The following is a 20,764-nucleotide window of genomic DNA, read 5'->3' as shown; positions in this document are numbered from 1 at the left end:
CTACCGGGAGAGATGGTAGCCCGCAGCCGGACCGCTACCGAGGGTGGTCAGTCGCGCTCGACCACAGTCAGGGTCCAGCCAGACGCTGCAGGCTCGAGCTCGGCGGTCCAGCGGGCGCTGACCAGTTTGTGCAGGGCCTTTGGGGTGCCGGGGTCCTTGCCGGACTCGAGGATGTGCCGGGCGACCAGGCCGCGGGTGTGTTTGGCCATGTGCGAGACCACCGTGCGGACGCCGTCGCGCTCGCGCACCACGTTGACCGAGACCCACTTGGCCGCCCGGTCACCGCTCGGCCGCCAGGCTGCGACGTACGTTGACGAGCGGCAGTCCACGATCACACCGTCCGCCTCGGCGAGTGCCGCGGCCAGGGGCTCACGCCAGACACCGGCAAGCGGTCCGTGGCCGGGGAGCGTCGTACCCATGGAGAGCCGGTACGGCGGTACGCGGTCGGCCGGGCGCAGTGCGCCCCAGGCGGCGGATACGACGAGCAGGCGGTTGGCCGCGCGGCGCTTCGTGCCGGCGGACAGCGTGGAGTAGCCGAGAGCGTCGTACAGGACTCCGGAATAGAGCTCAGAGACCGGTACGGCGGGCTCGGTGCGCCAGCGGGTGTTGCGATCGACCTCGGCCTGGAGGGATGCGCCGACGCCCAGCACGCCGTACGCGTCCTCGGAGGCGGACACCTTGGCCAGGGTCTCGAGGACCTGCTCGCGGACCGGGTTGAGTTCGGGGAACGAGAGTGTGCCGAAGTCGACGGCGCGGCCGCGGGTCCGGCCGGTTTTGCCCTCGGACGGGGGCAGGAGGATCAGGGTCACGTCAGGTTGTCCAGTACGGCGAGGTCCTCGAGCGTCGGGTTCCAGGTGCCGGCTGCGACGTTCTGTGTGATCTGCTCCGGCGTCGAGGCGCCGGCGATCACCGAGGCAACCGCAGGCTGCGCGGAGAGACCGCCGATCGCGACGTCGATCATGGTCAGGTCACGCTCGGCCGCGAAGGTTTCGAGCGCCTCGATCACGTCGAAGTCGGCCTTGGCCAGCCGCTCCGGCTGCGTGGCCAGGCGGGCACCCTCAGGAGCGGCCTCGCCCCGCTTGTACTTGCCGGTGAGCAGACCGGAGGCGAGCGGGAAGAACGGCAGGATGCCGATGCCGAGGTGCTCGCAGGCGGGCACGAGCTCGTCCTCGATATCGCGTTCGAGCAGTGAGTACTGGTTCTGGGCGCTGATGAAGTGTTCGTGGCCGCCGGTCCGGGCCGCCCAGTCGGCGTCCACCACCTGCCAGCCGGCGAACTGCGAGCTGCCGAGATAGCGAACCTTGCCTTCGGCAACGAGCTCGCTGAGCGCGGCGAGGGTCTCCTCGATCGGCGTGACCGGGTCCGGGAAGTGCAGCTGGTACAGATCGATCCAGTCGGTCCCCAGCCGCCGCAGGCTCGACTCGACCGCGCGCCGGATGTAGCGGCGCGAACCGCGCACACCCCAGTCAGGGCCGTTCTCGCCGTGCATGTCGCCGCCGAACTTGGTCGCCAGCACCACCTGGTCACGACGCGAGCCGAGCGCCTTGCCGAGCAGCTCCTCGCTGAAGCCGTGCTCGCCGCGGTAGATGTCGGCGGTGTCGAACAACGTGATCCCGGAGTCGATCGCGGCGTTCACGACCGCATCGGTTCGGCTCGCGTCCAGCCTGCGTCCGAAGTTGTTGCAGCCCAGGCCCACCACACTCACGGTGAGGCCCGAGTCACCCAGTTGCCGGTACTCCATCGTGCTCATAGTCAGAGCATAGAGTGGCGCCATGCCGAGTCTCTCCGTCGACGGCGCCCGTACCCGGGCCGCCGCACTTTCCGTCCAGTCGTACGACGTCGATCTCGACCTCACCCAGGGCGAGCGAACGTTCGGATCCACCACCATCGTCCGGTTCGCTGCGACCGAGCCCAGCAGCTGGGTCGATGTGAAACCCGACGAACTGCTGTCGGTGACGCTGAACGGGGAGCCGGTCGACGTGGCCGGGCTCAACGACGGACGGCTCGAGCTGACCGGGCTGCAGGCCGAGAACGAGCTCGTCGTGGTGGCCACGATGGCCTACACCCACGACGGTGAGGGCATCCACCGCGCGGTCGACGCCGCCGACGGTCTCGTCTACACCTACGGGATGTCGTTCCTGGACGCGGCACCGCGGGTTTTCGCGTGTTTCGACCAGCCCGACCTCAAGGCGCCGTACAAGGTCAAGGTGACCGCGCCGACCGAGTGGCTGGTGCTGGGCAACGGTGCGGCGACGCAGGTCTCCCCCGGCCGCTGGGAGCTGGCCGAGACGATGCCACTGTCGACGTACTTCGTCACGATCGTGGCCGGGCCGTACCACCAGATCACCGACGAGCACGACGGGATCCCGCTGAGCGTGGTCGCGCGGCAGTCGCTGAAGGACGCGCTGGAGCGCGAGGCCGCGGACATCTTCCGGGTCACCAAGCAGGCCTTCGACGAGTACCACCGGATGTTCGGCTACCGGTACCCGTTCGGTGAGTACCACCAGGCGTTCGTCCCGGAGTTCAACGCCGGCGCGATGGAGAACCCGGGCTGCGTGACGTTCCGCGACCCGATGGTGTTCCGCTCGGCCGCGACCGACCAGGAGCGCAGCAACCGGGCCCGGACGATCGTGCACGAGATGGCCCACCAGTGGTTCGGCGACACCGTCACGATGAAGTGGTGGAACGACCTGTGGCTGAACGAGTCGTTCGCCGAGTACATGGCGCACCGGGTCTCGACCACGGCCACCGACTACCAGGACAACTGGATCGACTTCGCCTACATCCGCAAGTGGTGGGGCCTGCAGGCCGATCAGCGGACGTCGACGCACCCGGTCGCCGCCGATCCGGTCAAGGACGCGATCGCCTCGCTCCAGGACTTCGACGGCATCTCGTACGCCAAGGGCGCGGCCGTGCTCAAGCAGCTGGCCAACTACCTCGGGGACGACATCTTCCTGGCCGGCGTCATCGCCCACATCCGGGCCGCGGAGTTCGGCAACGCGACCTTCGGTGACCTGCTCGCCAAGTGGACCGAGGCCGGCGCGGTCGACATCGACACCTGGGCCCAGAACTGGCTGCGCACACCCGGCCTGGACACGATCACCGCGGTACGGACGCCCGACGGCCTCAAACTTCGCCGTACGGCGCCCGCGCAGTTCCCGGCGCAGCGGCCGCACAAGCTGACGGTCGGTGGGTACGACGCGGACGGCAACGCCACCATCGTCGACGTCGTGGTCGACGCGGACGAGGTCGACGTACCGCTGGATGCTTCGACGCTCGTGGTCATTCCGGACACCGGTGACGACACCTGGGCCAAGATCCGCCTCGACGCCGACAGCCTGGCGAACCTCACGGCCGTGCTGCCGAAGATCACCGACGGCGTCACCCGCGCCGTCGTCCTGAACAGCGTGCGCGACTCGGCCGCCGACGGCGAGCTCGACCCTCGGCTGGCTTTCGACATTCTGCTCGGGATGCTGGCCGGCGAGGCCAGCGACATCGGCATCGGCACGATGAGCGACTGGGCCCGCACCCACATCCTCGGCGGCTACCTGCCGTACGACGAGAACCGCGCCCGGATCGAGAAGGTCCTGGCCGACCGGCTGTCCGAGCTGCCGGCCGGCTCCAGCCTCCAGCTCGCGGTCGTCCGGGCGTACGCGAAGCACAGCACGGACGTCGAGCGGCTCCAGGGCTGGCTGACCGGCGCCGGTGTGCCGGACGGCGTCACGATGGACGCGGACCTGCGCTGGCTCGTCCTGCTGCAGCTGGCCCGGCTCGGCGCGATCGGCGATCCCGAGATCGACGCGGAGCTCGTGCGCGACACGTCCTCCGAAGGCCACGAGCACGCGGTCCGCTGCCGCGCGGCGCTGCCGACGGCGGCCGCCAAGGAGAAGGCATGGTCGCTGATCATGACCGACGCCGACCTGTCGAACTACGAACTCGACGCGGCCTGCGAAGGCTTCTGGCATCCGGCCCAGCGCGAGCTCACAGCGCCGTACGTCGAGCGCTACTTCGCGGAGATCCCCGGTGCCGAGAAGCTGCGCTCCGGTTGGGTCGCGGCCTCCTCGGCGAGCCGCAGCTTCCCGCGGTTCGAGATCGAGGAGGAGATCGTCGCCCGGTCCGCGGATCTGGTGGCGGACGACTCCGTGGCGGCGGGAATCCGGCGTTCGGTCGGTGACCGCGCGGACGATGTGCAGCGTGCGCTGGCCGTGCGCGCGGCGTACGGGATCTGATTTGTAATGTTCACCAGGGTCTTGTGTCGTCGCAGTCACCAGCGGTTGTGACTACTGTGACTGATGTGACTTAAAGGGCCCTGGTGAGCAGCGTGAAGGTGATTTCGTGACGTAATCTCCACAATGACCGACTGGTACGGCGTGCCGGTCTTTGGTCAGGCCCCCGTCCCGGGAGAGACTGTCGAGAACCGCACAGGAGAACAAAGGCAATGCGCGAGGCGAGGCTCGTCGGACTGAGCCAGGACGGCACACAGCTGATCCTGGCAATGCCCGAGACGGGTGAGGAGTTCGCCGTCCCGGTCGACGACCGGTTGCGTGCGGCCCTGCGCGGCGACCGTGCCCGACTCGGCCAGCTGGAGATTCAAATGGAGAGCGCGCTGCGCCCACGAGACATCCAGGCTCGGATCCGTGCCGGGGAGAGTCCCGAGGCGGTTGCCGCGGTCGCCCAGATGCCGATGGAACGCGTGATGGCCTTCGCCGGGCCGGTCCTGGCCGAGCGGGACCACATCGCGAACCTGGCCCAGCGTGCCTCAGTACGGCGCCGCGGTGGAGCCGACGCGCCGACCCGCAATCTCGGTGCGTGGGTGACCGAGCGGCTGCGGACCCGGCACGTCGATCCGACCACCGCCGACTGGGACGCCTGGCGGCGCGACGACGGCCGCTGGCAGGTCCGGGTCTCGTACTTCGTCGAGGCCGAAGACCTCTCGGATCCTGATTCCGAGCAGAAGGAAGAGAAAATCGCGCTCTTCGCGTACGACGCTCCGGGGCGCTACGCCGTTCCGGACGACGACGAGGCGCGCTGGCTGGTCGGTGAGCAGGCGCAGGTGCTGCCGCCGCCGGTGCAGCCGGTTGTGGGCGAGCGACGGTTGACCGCTGTCGCGGACATCGACCTGTCGGTGGCTCCGGATCATGGCGCCGATTCGTACGAGGCCGGCTTCGAGGACACGATCAGTCTTCCGCGCCGCAACCAGCCCGGAAACCAGCCGGTTTCTCGCGATGCCGAGCGTGGTCCGCGGCGGGTGCACTCGGTGCCGAATCCGGATGAAGAGCCGACGCTGATCGACGTACCGATCGAGCAGCCGCCGGCGTTGCACCCGACGGTTCGCGCGGTCGAGCGTCCGGCGCAGCCGCCGGCCGAGTCCGCGGCATTCGCTCCCCCGGAGGAGCGCGCGGCACCGCCATCGAACCCGTTCACCGAGCGACGGGATGCGCCGCCGTTCCCGGAGTCGCGCAACGCTCCCGAGCGTCCCGCCGAACCGCAGCCGCCCCGCAACGAGCAGCCGCCGGCCCAACCGCCGTACGAGCGTCCTGCCGCGGCGACTCCCTCGGCGCCTCCGCGCCCGGTCGAGCGTCGCCCCATGGATGCCACCCCTCGCCCTGCCGAGCAGCGGCCGGTGGAATCACGACCGACCGAGCTTCGTCCCCAGCCGACTGCCCCTGCGCGCCCGGCTGAGGAGCCTGCACCGAGCCAGCCTGCGCCGAGCCAGCCTGCCGCTCAGGAGCAGCTTCCCGAGGAGCCGGCCGCCGAGGCTGCCCCTGCGGAGGAGCCCAAGAAGAAGCCCGCCCGGCGCGGTTCGAAGCGCGCCAGCGTGCCGAGCTGGGACGAGATCATGTTCGGCAAGAAGGCCGACTGACCCCGATCACCGACGAACCCCGCCTCCTGCCGGAGGCGGGGTTCGTTGTTTCTACGGACAGTTGTCCCAGATCGCGGACGGTGTTGTCGCCGGGCGCAGGCTCTGCCATGATCGTCCGCATGCAGAACCTGCTGTGTTGTTGCTGTTGTTGTCGCTGACGCGCGCCGTCTCCGGCGCACGAGGCCCTGCCCTTTCCCAGGCCCGCCCGCCGACACCAGCACCCACAGGATCCTGCACCCATGAATCTCCCGGCCTTCGCCGATCTCCTCGCGTCCCGCGGCCTTCGCCTGCTGCCCGGCTCCCACGCCGTGCCGGTCGAGCTGCTCGTCCAGCTGCCTGACGCCACGATCGCCCGCTTCACCGCCCGCGGCACCACCCTGCAACTCCAGCACTACCCCGCCGAAGCCCTCACCACGATCACCATCGCCGCCGAGTGCGGCTGCGGCGACCACCACCCCCAAACCGGCCCAGCCCGAGTAACCCTCAGCCGGTACGCCGTCGCCACCGACGAGCGCGTCATCGACGGCGAACTCCAGTTCGGCTGGACGTCGTACGAGGCCGGGCTACTGTCCCTCGCTGACGCTGCCGGCTACTTCTTCCAGTTGCTCGACGAATCGATGCCGGCCGTCTCCGAACGTCAGCTCGTCGGCGTGGCCTGAGCGCCTGCACCAGCCAGCGGCAGGAAGACGTCGTCCACCAGCGTGGTGAGCGTCGCCGGCTCCAGCGCCTCCCGGGTCAAGAGCATCTGGTGACGCAGCAGGTTGGTCGGGGCCAGCAACACCGAGAGTGGTAGCGCGGCCGACGGAATCTCGCCGCGTTCCGCAGCTCGCAGCACGATGGCCAACATCACGCCGCTCATCCGGCTCGTGATCTCCGGGCTCACATCGGGAGCCTCCGACAGCAAGCCATGGATCAAGTCGGGCCCGAGTGCGGCGAAGCGATCCGCCATCCGCTGCAGCACTGCCAGTACGTCGCCACGCAGGCTGCCGGTGTCCGGCACGTCCTGAACGATCGAACCGGTCCGGTGCCGCATGGCCGCCACCACCAGCTCCGCCCGGTTCGGCCAGCGCCGGTACAGGACCTGTTTGCCCGTCTGCGCCCGCGCCGCGACCGCCTCCATCGTTAGCCGCGCGTAGCCCGACTCGAGCAGCTCGTCCCACGCCGCGTCCAGCAACGCGCTCTCCAGTGCGGCGCCTCGGCGTCGCTGCGTCTGGTCCATGAGCACTCCCCACAAGAGACCTTGCGTCTCTTATTCACGCAGCCTACCGTGAAGAACAAAGAGACGCCACGTCTCTTATCCGGAGGAATCATGACCACCAGAACCACCGATCGCCTGGACCAAGCGGTCCTCAAACTCGCCGCCGTACTGGTTCTCGGCGCACTGGCCCCGCTGCTCGACAGCACCATCGTGAACGTCGCCATCCACACCCTCGGCACCGAACTCCGGGCCGGCGTCGCCACGATCCAATGGGTGAGTACGGCGTACCTCCTCGCTCTTGCCGTGGTGATCCCGGTGACCGCGTGGGCGTCGACCCGCTTCGGCGCCAAACGGTTGTGGATCGTGGCGCTGACGCTGTTCCTGCTCGGGTCGATCCTGTCCGGACTGGCCTGGAACGCAGGTGCGCTGATCGGGTTCCGCGTCCTGCAGGGCATCGGCGCCGGCCTGATGCTGCCGACGCTGCAGACCCTGCTGATGCAGGCCGCGGGCCGGGAACAGCTCGGCCGCTTGATGGCCGTCGTCACGTTGCCCGCGCTGGTCGGGCCGATCCTGGGACCTGCGGTGGGCGGACTCGTGGTCGGCCACCTCGGCTGGCGATGGATCTTCTACGTCAACATCCCGATCTGCCTCGCCGCCATCGCCTTGGCCGTTCGAGTACTTCCGACCGACGGGCCGGGGACAGCGCGCCCGCTGGACCTGACCGGCCTGCTGCTGGTTTCGCCAGCCGTCGCGGCGCTGATCTACGGACTCACCCGGACCGGACCCGACGGAGGCTTCGGGCACGTCGATGTACTCGTTCCAACGATCGTCGGCGCCGGCTTGCTCGTCGCGTACGTCGTGCGCAAGCCTCGGCACCCGCTCATCGACCTGAGCCTGTTCCGGACTCGCTCGTTCGCCGCCTCGACAGCCCTGCTCTTCCTGACCGGCGCCGCCTTGTACGGCGCGATGTTCCTGTTGCCGCTCTTCTACCAGCAGGAGCGCGGCGCGTCGGTCGTCGCCGCAGGCCTGCTCCTCGTACCTCAGGGACTGGGCAGTCTGCTCGCGCGAACCGCTGGCGGGTTGTCCGACCGGATCGGACCCCGGCCGGTTGTTCTGGCCGGCGTTGCCCTGAGCGTGATCGGCACGATCCCGTTCGCTGTGCCAGGTGCGGCGTACTGGGTGCTGGCGATCGGCCTGGTCGTGCGGGGCGCCGGGCTGAGTGCGGTGAACCTGTCGGTCATGGTCGGCGCATTCCGCGACCTGCGGCCGGAGCAGATCCCTGATGCCAGCAGCATGACCCGCATCGTGCAGCAGCTCGGCGGAGCCGTCGGCGCGGCCGCACTGGCGGTCATCCTGCAGACGCAGCTCACTGGGCACGACCCGGCGAGCGCCTATGCCGGCAGCTTCGCCTGGGCGATCGCCTTCACAGCACTGGCGGCTGCGCCGGCCCTCGCCTTGCCGAGGCGGCTGGGACCGGCCTGATTCTGAGGTCTTGAATTAGTAACACGCTTGGTTTAACTTATCGGCGCCTGCCCCTGTGCGCTTCCGGACCGCCACCTGGAGACCAGCATGACCAGACGTCTGCTTGCCCGGTTCCTGCCCGCCCTCCTGCTTGCCGGTGCGATTGCCGTGCCGCAGCAGGCGCAGGCGGCGACGATGTATCCGAGCGGAGTCGGTGCCGATCTCGGCGCGGCTCCGACGACTCTGGGCGTGAAACCGGCGGCCGGTGACGACCCCGCCGGGTTGCGGACCGGGACCGAGCAGGGCCGCGGCTACTGGCAGACCGACCAGGCGGCCGGGACCGGGTACCTGGAGTTCGACGTGGACCGCGACTACGTGGATGAGATCGGCACCGACGATGTCCTGGTGACGGTGACGTATCTCGACCGTGGGACCGGCAGCCTCGAGCTCCAGTACGACGCCGCCGCCGATCCGCAGGCCGATGCGACCGATCTCCAGCTGACCGGCAGTGGCCAGTGGAAGACCGGCATCTTCGAGCTGACCGGCATCGGTTTCACCAACCGCCTCGGGGATGCGGACATCCGCTTGTTCGGCAGCGCGGATATCACCGTCGCCGGGCTGCGGATCAGTACGGCGGGTGCGTCGGTTCAGCTCGGTGCTTCGCCGGTCCAGGCCGGCATCAGCCCGCGGGCCGGGGACAACGGTTCGTTCCTGGTGACCGGCGTACAGGATGGTCGGTCGTACTGGCAGACCGACCGGACTGCTCCCGCGCCGGGCATGAGCTTCTTCTACATGAACGTGGCCGACACCTACCTCTACAACAACCGCAATCTGGTGCTCGTCAGCGTTGACTACTTCGACGCGGGCAACGGGCAGTTCGGCATGCACTACGACTCCCCTGGCACGACGATTCCGGAGATGTTCAAGAACTCCGAAGTTGTGACGTACGGCGACACCAAGACGTGGAAGACCTACACGTTCGCGCTGCCGGACGCCGTTCTGACGAACCGGTCGAACGGTAGCGACTTCCGCATCCACAACGGTGACGGTGCCGTCGACCTCAAGGTCGCGGCGGTGCGCGTGGCCAAGGTCGCGACCACGCTGAACGTCACCGAGGGTTTGCTTGAGCTCATTGGTTCCGCGACCCGTGTCGAGAAGGCTGCTCGTGAGGGCACGCGCGACGGGCAGTACCCGGCCGGCAGCCGCGCGACGCTGCGGCAGGCGATCGAGGACGCGCGGACGGTCGCGACCACGCCGGGGGCGACCGACGTACAGGTGAAGCAGGCGCTCCAGACGCTGCAGTCCAAGCTTGACGCGTTCACGGCGTCGGCTGTGGACACCAACTTCGCCAAGGCCGGTACGGCGAGCGCCAGCGGTGGCACGGCGCCTGAGAATGTCAACGACGGCAACCACGAGAGTGCGTGGACCAGTGGGCCAGGCGACTCGTGGCTGCAGCTTGATCTGGGCGAGGCGCGACCGGTCAACGATGTCCGGGTCGAGTGGGCGCAGGCCTACTCCCCCGACTACAGCGTGCAGGTTTCGAACGACGGCCAGCAGTTCACGACCGTCGGCCGCACCGGGTCTCCGGGTGGGAACCAGTTCAGCCGGACGCGGTTCGCTACGACGAGCGCACGCTACGTCCGGGTCGCGATGACCGGCGCCGAGTCGTACGGCGTCCGTGAGCTGCAGCTCCGCGTTTCGCCGGTCGTCACCCCGACCCCGCGGCTGGTGAACACGGTGAACCCGACCGAGGACGGCGTGGTCGCGGACTTCGATGCGACCGCGTACGGCGCTGATCGGGGCGGCCGGAAGGATTCGACCAAGGCGATCCAGGCCGCGATCTACGCCTGCCAGGATGCCGGTGGTGGAACGGTCTGGCTGCCGGCCGGCAAGTACCAGGTGACCGACACGATCGAGGTGCACGCGTTCTGCACGCTGCGCGGTGACCGCCGTGACCCGGACAAGAGCCGTGGCGACTACGGCACCGTGGTGATCGCCGATCTGAAGTCCGGCGACGACGGGCCGAGCCTGTTCCGGATCGGCGGGAGTGCCGGCGTCCTCGGCGTCACGACCTACTACCCTCACCAGAACGCCGCCAACCCGGTCCCGTACAACTACACGTTCGAGGTGCCGGGCGGTGCCTGGATCGGCAATGAGAACTACATGATGTCGACGATCGCCGACATCACCATGCTGAACTCGTACCGCGGGATCGGGATCAGCACGATGCCGAACGACCGCGGTAACGCCCCGAGCTCCGGCCAGGTGCACGAGTCCACGACGATCCGGAACATCCGGGGAACCGCTCTCTTCGAGGGTGCGCGGGCCTACAACGGCGCCGACGTCGGCACCTGGGAGAACGTTGCCTTCAGCAACTCTTACTGGGCTACCGCGCCCGCCGCCTACCGGCCGCCGGCCCGCGCCGCTCTGGACGCGTGGACCCGGGCCAACGGAACCGGTCTTGCGCTCGGCGATCTCGAGTGGGATCAGTTTCACCAGATCGCGCTCTCTGACTACAAGATCGGGATCCACGTGATCACCGGTCAGCGCGCCCAGTTCACCGGGAGCTTCCTGCAGCTCGAGATCCGGCGTTCTCAGATCGGCGTTCTCGTGGACGAGATGGACAGCCGCTGGGGCTGGCAGATCGCGGGCGGCCGGATCGAGGGCAGCGAGCACGCGATCGTGAACAACTCTCACGGGTACGTGAAGCTCACCGGAGTCGCGCTCTCCGGCGCTCTCGCGGGAACCGTTCACCAGATGCAGGGCACGGCCCCGACCTACACCCAGAGAGCGCTCTCTGGTGCCACCCAGCGCTTGTACGTCGTGAACGCACCGCACGGGATCGGGTATCTCCCGGCCGCCGACGCCACCAGCGCCGTACAGAAGGTGCTCGACAAGGCCGGCCGGTACGGCGGTGGCATCGTCTACCTGCCCGCGGGCTGGTACCGGATCAGCACGCACCTCCGCGTTCCGGCGAACGTCGAGCTGCGCGGCGCGTCCGCCGTACCGAACCGGGATCAAGGCGGCGCCAGCTACGGAACCGTCCTGCACGCCTTCGAGGGCCGCGGCAACGCCGAAGGCACTCCGCTCATCACACTCGGCAAGAGCGCCGGAGTCCGCGGGCTGCGCGTCTTCTACCCCGAGAACAACCCAGGCAGCGCCGACGGCGTCGTCCCGTACCCGTACGCCATCCGCGGTCACGCCGGTGGCAACTACGTCATCAACTCCGGCTTCCCGAACACCTGGAACGGCATCGACCTGCGCGGGGACCACACTCTCGTCCGCAAGGTCGCCGGCGCGTTCTTCGACCACGCCATCCACCTCGGCGCCGGCCACGACGCCCGGATCGAGGGCGTGCTCTCGAACGGGAACGCGGTCACCCGCACCGGCTACCAGCAGCCGTACTGGATGAACGAGGGCCGGATCTTCGAGCTCGTGATCGACAAGTACATGCGCAAGACCGCCAAGATCGTCACGGTCGACGGCACCACCGGTGTGACGCTGCTGAACGTGTTCGCCTACGGCTTCCACGACGGCCTGGTGGTGCGTAGCGGTGAAGTAAACGCAATGAACCTGGGCACCGACAACCTCGGCGACGGCGGTTTCACGGTCAAGGTGGCCCAGGGCGAGGTCGCGGTGACCAACATCGCCCGCTACAACGGCGCCACCCTCGAAGGTCCGGCGCTTTTGCGCAACGTGATGGCCATCAACATGGTGCAGCGGAGTGTGAGCGTCACCGCGAACGGGAAGGGTGACGTCCGGATCGCCGGGAACGAGTCCGAGCCCGGGAAGTACGAACCGGGCGCGCAGGTGACCGTGACGGCGACGCCGGAATCGGATAGCGTTTTCCAGAACTGGACCGTGGCCGGAGCGGTCGTCTCGACCGATCCGGAGTACAGCTTCACCGTGACCACGGACCAGATTCTGACCGCGAACTTCACTGCCCAGTAGGAGCGAGATGGCTGACACAGACCAGCAGGTCGCGATCGTGGGATGCGGCATCATCGGCCGCGCCCACGCGGACACCATCGCGGCACGACCGGACGCGACCGTCACGGCGCTCGTCGACAACGACGCGGACGCCCGGCACGCGCTGGCGACCCGGCTGAAGGAAGCCGGGCACCCGGAGCCGCAGGTGTACGACGACCTCGCCGGAGCGCTCGCCGGGTCCGGCGTGACGCTGGTCGCGATCTGTACGCCGAGCGGTACGCACGCTGCCCTGGCCGAGCAGGCGCTGGACGCGAAGAAGCACGTGGTGATCGAGAAGCCGCTCGACGTCGACCTGACCCGGGCCCGCCGGCTCGGGGCGGCCGCCGACCGTGCGGCCAACCACGGCGTCGTCGCGTCGGTGATCAGCCAGCACCGCTTCGACGCCGGCAGCGCGCAGGTGAAGCAGGCGATCGACGCCGGCCGGTTCGGTCAGCTGACGTCAGCCGTCGCGACGGTCGCCTGGTGGCGGAGCGACGAGTACTACGCGTCCGCCGGCTGGCGTGGCACCTGGGCACAGGACGGCGGCGGCGCTCTGATGAATCAGGGCGTGCATACCGTCGACCTGCTGCTGTGGTTCATGGGCCGCCCGGTCAGCATCTATGCCCAGGCGATCCGCGCCGCCCACCAGGCGATCGAGGTCGAGGACACAGTCGTCGCCACGATCACCTTCGAGAACGGCGCCGTCGGCACACTGCACGCAACCACCGCGGCCTTCCCCGGCGGCCGGACACGGCTGTCGGTCCACGGCACCGAGGGCGGCGCCGAACTCGAGGACGACCTCCTGTCCCGCTTCAACGCCGACAACCTCAAGGACGACCAATCCATCGACGCCGGTCCGCCCGGCGGCCACAAAGCGCAGTACGACGACATCCTCACGGCGATCGCGAACGGCGAGCAGCCCGGCATCACCGTCCAGCACGCCATCGAGGCACTCGCGACGGTCAAGGCCGTCTACATCGCCTCGACCCTCCAGCGCCCGGTCAAGTTCCTCGACGTACTAGAAGGTCGCTACGACGACGTAGACGTCTCCCGAGGGATCGGCCTGCCGCCGGCCTAGGTGCCGGGGGCGCGGTCGTTGAGGATTCGCTGGAAGAGGTTGGAGTCTTGCCAGCGGCCGCCGATGTAGAGGTAGTTCGGGGCGAAGCCGATCTGGGTGAAGCCAGTGCGTTCGAGTACGGCGTGCGACGCGGCGTTGTGCACGAACACGCTGGCTTGGAGCCGGTGCAACTTCAGTTCGGTGTCAGCGATCTCCGCGGCGGCTTCGACTGCCATTGTCATCAGCCCACGGCCGACCGCGTCGGCGGCGAGCCAGTAGCCGAGATGCGCGTTGCGGAACGGGCCCGGCACGATGTCGCTGAGCGTGACTGCACCGACGATCCGATCGCCCGAAGCGAGCAGCCACGGCACCGACCTACCGCTGGCCAATCCCTCCAGCGCAGCAGCCAGCCGCGAACGCTGACCCTCGGCAGTGAACCAGTTCGAAGGCCGGGCCGGCTCCCAACGCTGCAGGTGGTCCCAGCTGCGGGTGTACGCATCGGCCAGCGCGGCCGCGTCATCGAGCGTGGCCAGGCGCAGTTCAACGTCTGGAGTGAGTTGGCGGGGCTTGATCACTTCGGAAGCCTACGAGCCTGACTCGAGCCGCTGACCCGCGGGGTGAACGCGTCGTGGAAGATCGTCGAGGCCGCTCCAACGGCGGCCGCGTCGGCCTGCAGCATCGACTCCTCGACGACCACCGGACGGATCTCCCGCGCTACCGGATGCAGGTTCACCGCACGACCGATCTCGGTCAGCAGAATCGTCGAGATCTCCGGCGCATAAGCGGGACCACCGACCACGACCAGGTCGATGTCGAGCAAATCCACCAGCCCGACCGCACCCTGCCCGATCACCTGACCAATCCGGGTGGCTGCTCGCAAAGCTGCTTCGTCACCAGCGGCCGCGGCCCGGCAGACCGCCTTGTAGCGCTTGGCCTCGTCGGTCGCCTCCAGGTCGGTCTCGACATACCCGTACGACGCGGCGATCACCGGCAGCGAAGCGGTCGGGTTGCACTCGGGAACCATCGCCGGGCCGGTCGAGACGTCCCACTCCCCCATCCGCAGCGCGGCCACCTGCCCGAATTCCCCGGCATTGGCTGTCCCACCGCGATAGATCGAGCCGTTCAGGATCAGGCCGCTCCCCACCCCGGTCCCGAGATACAGGTACGCGAAGTCGCGAGCCCGGGCCGAGCGGCCGATCCAGCGCTCGCCGATCGCGGCCGCCGTACCGTCCTTCTCGACCAGCACCGGATGGTTCAGCTTCTCCTGCAACAGATGCCGAATCTTCAACCCGCGCCACGCCGGCTGCAACGGCAGCGCCAGCAACGACCCATCCGCATCGATCGGACCCGGTACGGCGACGCCCACGCCCAGCATGGACTTCGGATCCACCTGGCTGATGCTGAGCGCCGCGGTCACGGTCGCCGCAGTCAGATCGATCAACTTGTCGGTCGGCAGGTCATCGGCCAGATCAACCGTCTCCCGGCGAACGATCTTGCCGTCGAGATTGACGACTGCAACGGTCAGCAGCTCGGGATCCAGATGGATGCCGACCGCGTGCGCAGCGTTCGACCGCAGCCGCACCGGCGTGCGCGGTTTGCCGAGCCGCTCGGCCCGCTCCTGCGCCTCCTCGACCAGCAGCCCCTGCTGCAGCAGGATCCGCAGGATCCGCGAGATCGACTGCTGGGTCAGCCCGGTCCGGCGGGAGATCTCGGTCCGGCTGATGATGCCGGCCAGCCGGATCGTCTCGATGATCACAGCCTCGTTGAAGGACCCCAGGTCCAACTGGTTCGCCCCTGAGAATCCGTCGTCCGCCGCCACCATCGTCCACCTCCCCGTCATGTCAGCCGTGATCGTACTGCGAGAACACCGTGCTCACGGCGCTTCGAGCGCACCGTCGATGCGTCGTACCCCGGCCGCCCACTCGTCGTGTCCGGACAACTCCGCCGGATAACGGGCCGCGGCCTCGAGATCGAGATCGATTCCCCAGCCCGGTGTGTCGTTCGGGGTCAGCCAGCCGTCCTCGATCCGGAGCGTCCCCGGGAACACCTCGTGCACGGCGTCGTCGTACAGATGGCCCTCTTGGATGCCGAAGGCAACAGAACTCACGTCGAGGGCAACATTCGCCGCGGCGCCGATCGGCGAGGTGTCGCCGGGGCCGTGCCAAGCGGTCCGTACGCCGCACAGCTCGGCCAGGTCGGCGAGTTTGCGCGCCGGTGTGAGGCCGCCGATGTCGGAGACGTGTGAGCGGATGAAGTCGACGCCGCCGTCCCGGACGAGTCGGACGGCATCGCCCATCGAGGTCGTCAGCTCACCCACGGCGAGCGGAACCGGCGAGGCGGCCCGCACCTCGGGCAGCCGGTCCCAATGCTCCGGCGGCAGCACGTCCTCGAGGAAGAACAACCCGTACTCCTCCAGCGACCGCGCGAGCAGCACAGCCTCCTTCGGCGTCAGCCGCGAGTGAACGTCATGCAGCAACTCGAGGTTGTCCGGCAGCACATGCCGCGCCTCCGCGAACAGCTCCGGCGTCGCCCGCAGGTAGTCGCGGGCAGACCAGCCGTTGCGGTACGGCGCGTCCGGGTAGAGCGTCGGTACGGCGGGAGCGCCGTACCCGCCGCCGCCAGGTGTCGAGATCTGCAGGCGGATGTGCCGCAGCCCCTGCGATACCAGCTTCTGCGCGTGGTCGAGCGCCTCCTCGATCGTCCGCCCGCTGGCATGCAAGTAGGTGTCGGCGGCCGCACGAACCTTGCCACCGAGCAGCTCGTACACCGGCATCCCGGCGCGCTTGCCGGCGATGTCCCACAGCGCCTGGTCAATCCCGGAGATCGCGTTGTTCGTGACCGGCCCACCACGCCAGTAGCCGCTGAATCCGGCCAGCCGGGTCAGGTCGCCGATGTCTCCGGGGTAGCGGCCGACTACCAGCCGGGCCAGGTGCTCGTCGACGAATGTCTGCACCGCCTTCCAGCGCTGGGTGAACGTCGCGCAGCCGAGCCCGTACAACCCAGGCTCGGTCGTGTCGACCTTCACCACCACGAGCGGGATGCCCTGCGGCGCGGTGACGATCGCCTTCACCTCCCGGATCCGCACGTCGTCGCGGACCGGCCACGGCTGGTCGAAGTTCGAGGGCATTCACATCTCCAGATTCGGGAGGTCAAGTTCGTGCTGCGCCTGGAAGCCCAGCACTGTGCGCACCGCGGTCAGGTCGATCGGCACCTCACGTCCGATGAACCGTCGCAGCCGGGGAACGTCCGGCGCCAGGGCGTCCAGCAGGGATTCGGTCGGGTACGGCGCGTTCGTCGTACCGGCTGCGACGAAAAAGGTATGCGCACCTGTCAGCGGCCTGGTGAGTCCCAGCTCGATCGCGTACGCCGCGTCCCGGTTGTCGAGGTAGCTCCACGCCTCGCGCAGTCCGCTGGCCGGTTCGTCGCGCATGTGGTCGGCCTGTGCCTGCAGGATCTCGGCCGAGTTCGTGTGCGGGAACCGCAGGGCGACCACGTCGATCCCCCACCGCCGCCACGCCATCCGGGCGGTGTTCTCGTCGTTCTGCTTGGACAGCGAGTACGGATCGGCGATGTCGGCCGGGATCCGCTCGTCGAGCGGGTAGTACGCCGGGTGCACGTCGTGCTGGTTGAAGATCAGCCCGGTCGCGTTGATGCTGCTCGCCATCACCGCCCGCTTGATCCCGAGCGCACCGGCCTGCGCCAGCACGTTGAACGTCGACACGACATTGATCGAGTACACGTCGTACGGCGTACCGGCCGACGGATGAGCCAACGCGGCCAGGTGCACCACGAACTCGGCACCGTCGAGCGCGTCGGCCACATCGGCCTCCGACCGCGTGTCACCCACGAGCACCCGATCCGCCTTCACATCGGGATGCTCGGCAGCCGACAAGGTCGTCACCAGCGCACCGAGCTCGTTGAGCCGCTGCACGGTAACCAGACCGATCCGGCCACTGGCTCCTGTAACCAGCACCCGTCGGCCATTGAGAGCAGACGTCATTCCTTGATACCGCCTGACATGCCAACACCTCTCAGGAACTGTTTCTGGAAGACCAAGAACAGCACGACCGGGATCAGTACCGCCAGGAACAACGCGCTCATCTGCAGGGAGATCTCAGTGGTCTTGGCCACCCGGGGCAGGGCGACCGAGATCGGCTGCAGTTTCGGGTCCGGCAGGACGAGCAGCGGCCAGAGGTAGTCCTTCCAGGAACCGATCACCGTGAGCAGCGCGACTACGCCGACGATCGGCTTGGACAGCGGCAGGATCAGCGCGGTGAACATCCGCAGGTTGCTCGCGCCGTCGATCCGGGCGGCCTCGATCAGTTCGCGCGGGATCGAGTCGAAGTACCGCTTCATCACCAGCACGTTGAACGCACCGGCCGCCGACGGCAGCCAAACCGCCCAGAACGTGTTCTGCAGGCTGATCCCGAGCACCGGCATCTTCAGGATCGTCATGTAGAGCGGGACGAGTGAGATGACGCCGGGCAGGAAGAGCGTCGCGAGTACGGCGCCCGTGACGATCGGGCCCCATTTCGGCCGGAGCACGCTCAGGACGAAGGCTCCCGTCGTACAGACGAACAGGGTCGAGATCATCGAGCCGATCGCGATGAACGCCGTGTTGCCGAGATACGCGCCGATCTGGACGCGGTTCCAGGCGTCGGGGATGTTCTTCAGCTGGATACCCGACGGCCACAGCTGCATCGGGCCGCTCAGGATGTCCTGGCTGGTGGAGACACCGGACTTCAGCAGCCAGAGCAGCGGTCCGACGCCGGCGATCAGTACCGCGATGAAGATCAGCACCTGGATCGCGGGCAGGCCGTAGCGGACCGCCGTACGGCGTCGGTCCTGGGTCGAGATGATTCCGCGCTCATGGGTCATGTCGTGCTCCAGCGGCGGGTGACGAAGTGGTAGACGACCGACAGCAGGCAGAGCACCCCGGCGAGCAGGACGCTGAGTGCGGTCGCGGCGCCGAAGTCGCCGTTGACGAACGCGTAGCGGTAGATCAGCAGCAGGATCGTCGTGGTGGCGTTGTTCGGTCCGCCGCCGGTGAACAGGAACGGTTCGGTGAAGACCTGGAACGTCCCGATCAGCTGCAGGAGCATCATGATGAAGATGATTCCGCGGATCTGCGGCAGCGTGACGTGCCAGATCCGGCTCCAGATCCCGGCCCCGTCGAGCTCGGCCGCCTCGTACAACTCCGTCCGTACGCCGGTCAGCGCGGCCAGGTAGATGATCGACGTGGCGCCCGCGCCGGCCCAGGTCGCCTCGAGCACGATCGCCGGCATCGCCAGACTCTGCGAGTTCAGCCAGGCGAACGGGCCGATCCCGAACCAGCCCAGGATCGAGTTGAACACGCCGGACGCGCTCGGGTCGTAGAAGAACGTCCAGAGCAGGATCGCGGCCACCGGCGGTACGACGGCCGGCAGGTAGGACAGCACGTTGTAGAGCCAGCCGGTGGTCCGCAGTTCGCTGACGAACACGGCCAGGAACAACGGCACCGGGAATCCGAACAGCAGTGCCAGCGCAGCGAAGTACAGGGTGTTGAGCGCGGCCTGTGGGAGTTGCGGGTCGGTCAGTACGTAGCTGAAGTTCGCCATCCCGACCCACTCCGGGGCGGCGACCAGGTTGTTCTTCTGGAAGCTGAGGACCAGGCCGCGGAGGATCGGGCCCCAGGAGAAGTACAGGAAGGTCAGCACCAGCGGTACGGCGAACAGGACGGCGCTGAGCCCGCCGGAGCGGTACCAGGTCAGGAGGGACCTGGTACCGCTGCGGGTCTGGTTGGTTGTCTGGAACATGGGTTACCGCGCGAGGCGTGCGTCGATCTTCGAGGCGGTCTCGCTCAGTAGCTTGTCGATATCCGCATCCTTCTTCGTGAGCACCTGCTGGACGACCGGGTCGAGCAGCGAGTAGACCTCCTGGCCCTTGTTGCCCGGCTCGGGCAGCAGCTTCAGCGAGGTGGTCGAGTCGATGTAGCCCTGGAACTGCTTCACCGGCACGTTTACGTACGGCTCGCGCCACTTGTTGTACTGGTCGTACGTCGACTGGCTCAGCGGCGTGATCCCCGGACGGCCGACGAAGCCCTTGTCCGCGATCGTGGTCTTGGCGTCGGCCACCGCGACGGCCTCGTCGGTGAACTTGTCGAACTGGTCGAACTTGATCCACTTCAGCGCGGCGACGATCTCGTTCTTGGTCGCCTTCGGGCTGATCATCTTCAGCGAACCACCGGTCAGCGTCCCGTGCGGACCGCCGTCCTGGGGCAGCGCGGCGTGCCCGTAGTCAGCCGGCTTCATGCCGAAGTTCTTCACGCTCATGTCGAAGGCGTCCGGCGCCTGCATGACCATGCCGATCTTGCCGGCCGCGAAGTCCTGGCGAACCTCCTCCTGGTTGTAGAGGAAGCGGCTGCCCATCGAGTTGTCGGTCCAGCGCATGTCCTTGAGAAGCTGCAGCCCCTTCTTGGTCGGCGCGTCGTTGAACGTGCTCTTCTTGCCGTCCTGGCTCTGGACCGTCCCACCCATGCTGTAGGTCATCGTGGTCAGCATCCAGCCACCGGTGTTGTTCGTGGTCAGCTGCGCGTAACCGGCCTTGCCGGTCTTGTCCGCGATCTGCTTGGCGTACTGGCGGACCTCGTCCCAGGTCGTCGGCGGCTTGTCCGGGTCGAGCCCGGCCTGCGTGAACAGCGCCCGGTTGTAGGCCAGCCCGACCGAGAAGACATCGATCGGTACGCCGTAGATCCGCCCCTGGTCGTCCTGGACGATCTTCAGCACGTTCGGGTTCAGGTCCTTGGTCAGGTCGACCAGTTTCAGCTCGTCGGTGATGTCCGGCAGCTGCTTGTTCGGGATCATGTTGGCCGGCTCGGTGAAGCTGATGTTCATCACCGTCGGCAGCGTCCCACCGGCCACCTGCGCCTGGAACGTCTGCGCCTGCCAGGCGGTTTCGGTCGACTTCACGGTGATGTTCGGGTACTTGGCCGTGAAGTCCTTGATCTTCTGCTCGAACGCCTTGATGTCGTTCGGCTTGTCCGGGGTCGGGCGGTCCCCGATCGTGATCGTGACCGGCGCCTTCTCGTCGATCGCGCCGGTACTGTCCGCGGGCGTCGATCCGTCGGCGCACGCCACCAGGCCGAGCGCCAGTCCCGCCACGCCCAGTCCGGCGCCCAACCTGTTCACTCTCGTCATGCGGAACTCCTCAGGTTTCCGAATTTCGAGTAAGTTAAACC

At 68.0% G+C, this 20,764-nt stretch carries 16 protein-coding genes; 6 read left to right on the top strand and 10 right to left on the bottom strand.

The annotated features are described in order from the left end of the window. Window positions 1–47 precede the first annotated feature (47 nt). Both E1261_RS07045 and E1261_RS07040 read right to left on the bottom strand, forming a co-directional pair. Window positions 48–809 carry a YaaA family protein gene (locus tag E1261_RS07045; protein ID WP_132403716.1) on the bottom strand — a complete coding sequence of 254 codons (762 nt, stop codon included), beginning with the start codon at window positions 807–809 and terminating at the stop codon, window positions 48–50. Next, window positions 806–1,750, bottom strand: a complete 945-nt coding sequence (locus E1261_RS07040) for an aldo/keto reductase (RefSeq protein WP_202874393.1) — start codon at window positions 1,748–1,750, stop codon at window positions 806–808. The genes E1261_RS07045 and E1261_RS07040 overlap by 4 nt, the downstream gene beginning before the upstream one ends. Window positions 1,751–1,772: 22 nt before the next feature. Between E1261_RS07040 and pepN the strand changes: the two genes are divergently transcribed. The 3 genes from pepN (at window position 1,773) to E1261_RS07025 (ending at window position 6,522) form a co-directional block, all read left to right on the top strand. After that, window positions 1,773–4,229, top strand: coding sequence for an aminopeptidase N (pepN, locus tag E1261_RS07035; RefSeq protein WP_132403713.1), 2,457 nt, complete (start codon window positions 1,773–1,775; stop codon window positions 4,227–4,229). A gap of 209 nt (window positions 4,230–4,438) precedes the next feature. Continuing rightward, window positions 4,439–5,863, top strand: coding sequence for a septation protein SepH (sepH, locus tag E1261_RS07030; RefSeq protein WP_132403710.1), 1,425 nt, complete (start codon window positions 4,439–4,441; stop codon window positions 5,861–5,863). A 239-nt stretch (window positions 5,864–6,102) separates the two neighbouring features. Beyond that, window positions 6,103–6,522 carry a hypothetical protein gene (locus E1261_RS07025; protein ID WP_132403707.1) on the top strand — a complete coding sequence of 140 codons (420 nt, stop codon included), beginning with the start codon at window positions 6,103–6,105 and terminating at the stop codon, window positions 6,520–6,522. Here E1261_RS07025 and E1261_RS07020 read toward each other — a convergent pair. Then, window positions 6,501–7,082, bottom strand: coding sequence for a TetR/AcrR family transcriptional regulator (locus E1261_RS07020; protein WP_132403704.1), 582 nt, complete (start codon window positions 7,080–7,082; stop codon window positions 6,501–6,503). The two genes, E1261_RS07025 and E1261_RS07020, sit on opposite strands and share 22 nt — an antisense overlap. Window positions 7,083–7,172: 90 nt before the next feature. On the opposite strand from E1261_RS07020, the gene E1261_RS07015 reads away from it, so the two are divergent. The 3 genes from E1261_RS07015 (at window position 7,173) to E1261_RS07005 (ending at window position 13,569) form a co-directional block, all read left to right on the top strand. Next, on the top strand, window positions 7,173–8,543 hold the full coding sequence (locus E1261_RS07015) for a DHA2 family efflux MFS transporter permease subunit (RefSeq protein WP_132403701.1): 1,371 nt from the start codon (window positions 7,173–7,175) through the stop codon (window positions 8,541–8,543). Between the two features lie 87 nt (window positions 8,544–8,630). Next, window positions 8,631–12,473: a discoidin domain-containing protein gene (locus E1261_RS07010; RefSeq protein ID WP_132403698.1), complete on the top strand. Its 3,843-nt coding sequence runs from the start codon at window positions 8,631–8,633 to the stop codon at window positions 12,471–12,473. Window positions 12,474–12,480: 7 nt separating this feature from the next. Continuing rightward, a complete protein-coding gene (locus E1261_RS07005) occupies window positions 12,481–13,569 on the top strand; it encodes a Gfo/Idh/MocA family protein (protein WP_132403695.1) in 1,089 nt (362 codons plus the stop codon). Here E1261_RS07005 and E1261_RS07000 read toward each other — a convergent pair. From E1261_RS07000 to E1261_RS06970, 7 genes are read right to left on the bottom strand one after another with little or no spacing between them, the layout of a single operon-like run. Continuing rightward, window positions 13,566–14,123, bottom strand: a complete 558-nt coding sequence (locus E1261_RS07000; RefSeq protein WP_238176055.1) for a GNAT family N-acetyltransferase — start codon at window positions 14,121–14,123, stop codon at window positions 13,566–13,568. The genes E1261_RS07005 and E1261_RS07000 overlap by 4 nt on opposite strands. Next, on the bottom strand, window positions 14,120–15,388 hold the full coding sequence (locus E1261_RS06995; protein ID WP_132403692.1) for an ROK family transcriptional regulator: 1,269 nt from the start codon (window positions 15,386–15,388) through the stop codon (window positions 14,120–14,122). The genes E1261_RS07000 and E1261_RS06995 overlap by 4 nt, the downstream gene beginning before the upstream one ends. A gap of 33 nt (window positions 15,389–15,421) precedes the next feature. Next, on the bottom strand, window positions 15,422–16,675 hold the full coding sequence (locus E1261_RS06990) for an enolase C-terminal domain-like protein (RefSeq protein WP_132403689.1): 1,254 nt from the start codon (window positions 16,673–16,675) through the stop codon (window positions 15,422–15,424). Beyond that, window positions 16,676–17,521: an NAD-dependent epimerase/dehydratase family protein gene (locus E1261_RS06985; protein WP_238176054.1), complete on the bottom strand. Its 846-nt coding sequence runs from the start codon at window positions 17,519–17,521 to the stop codon at window positions 16,676–16,678. It abuts the gene before it with no gap. Window positions 17,522–17,544: 23 nt separating this feature from the next. Continuing rightward, entirely contained in the window at window positions 17,545–18,426 is an 882-nt protein-coding gene (locus E1261_RS06980; RefSeq protein ID WP_132403683.1) for a carbohydrate ABC transporter permease, read from the bottom strand. Beyond that, on the bottom strand, window positions 18,423–19,343 hold the full coding sequence (locus E1261_RS06975) for a carbohydrate ABC transporter permease (RefSeq protein ID WP_132403680.1): 921 nt from the start codon (window positions 19,341–19,343) through the stop codon (window positions 18,423–18,425). Before E1261_RS06975 ends, E1261_RS06980 begins: the two co-directional genes overlap by 4 nt. 3 nt (window positions 19,344–19,346) lie before the next feature. Further along, the gene (locus tag E1261_RS06970) at window positions 19,347–20,723 is read right to left on the bottom strand and encodes an ABC transporter substrate-binding protein (protein WP_132403677.1); all 1,377 of its coding nucleotides are present in this window, start codon (window positions 20,721–20,723) and stop codon (window positions 19,347–19,349) included. Between the last annotated feature and the right edge of the window lie 41 nt (window positions 20,724–20,764).

The organism is Kribbella albertanoniae, from assembly GCF_004348455.1.
GTDB classification, from domain to species: Bacteria; Actinomycetota; Actinomycetes; order Propionibacteriales; family Kribbellaceae; genus Kribbella; species Kribbella albertanoniae.
Note: the sequence above shows the minus strand (reverse complement) of the source record. Positions and strands in the feature narration are given on the sequence as shown.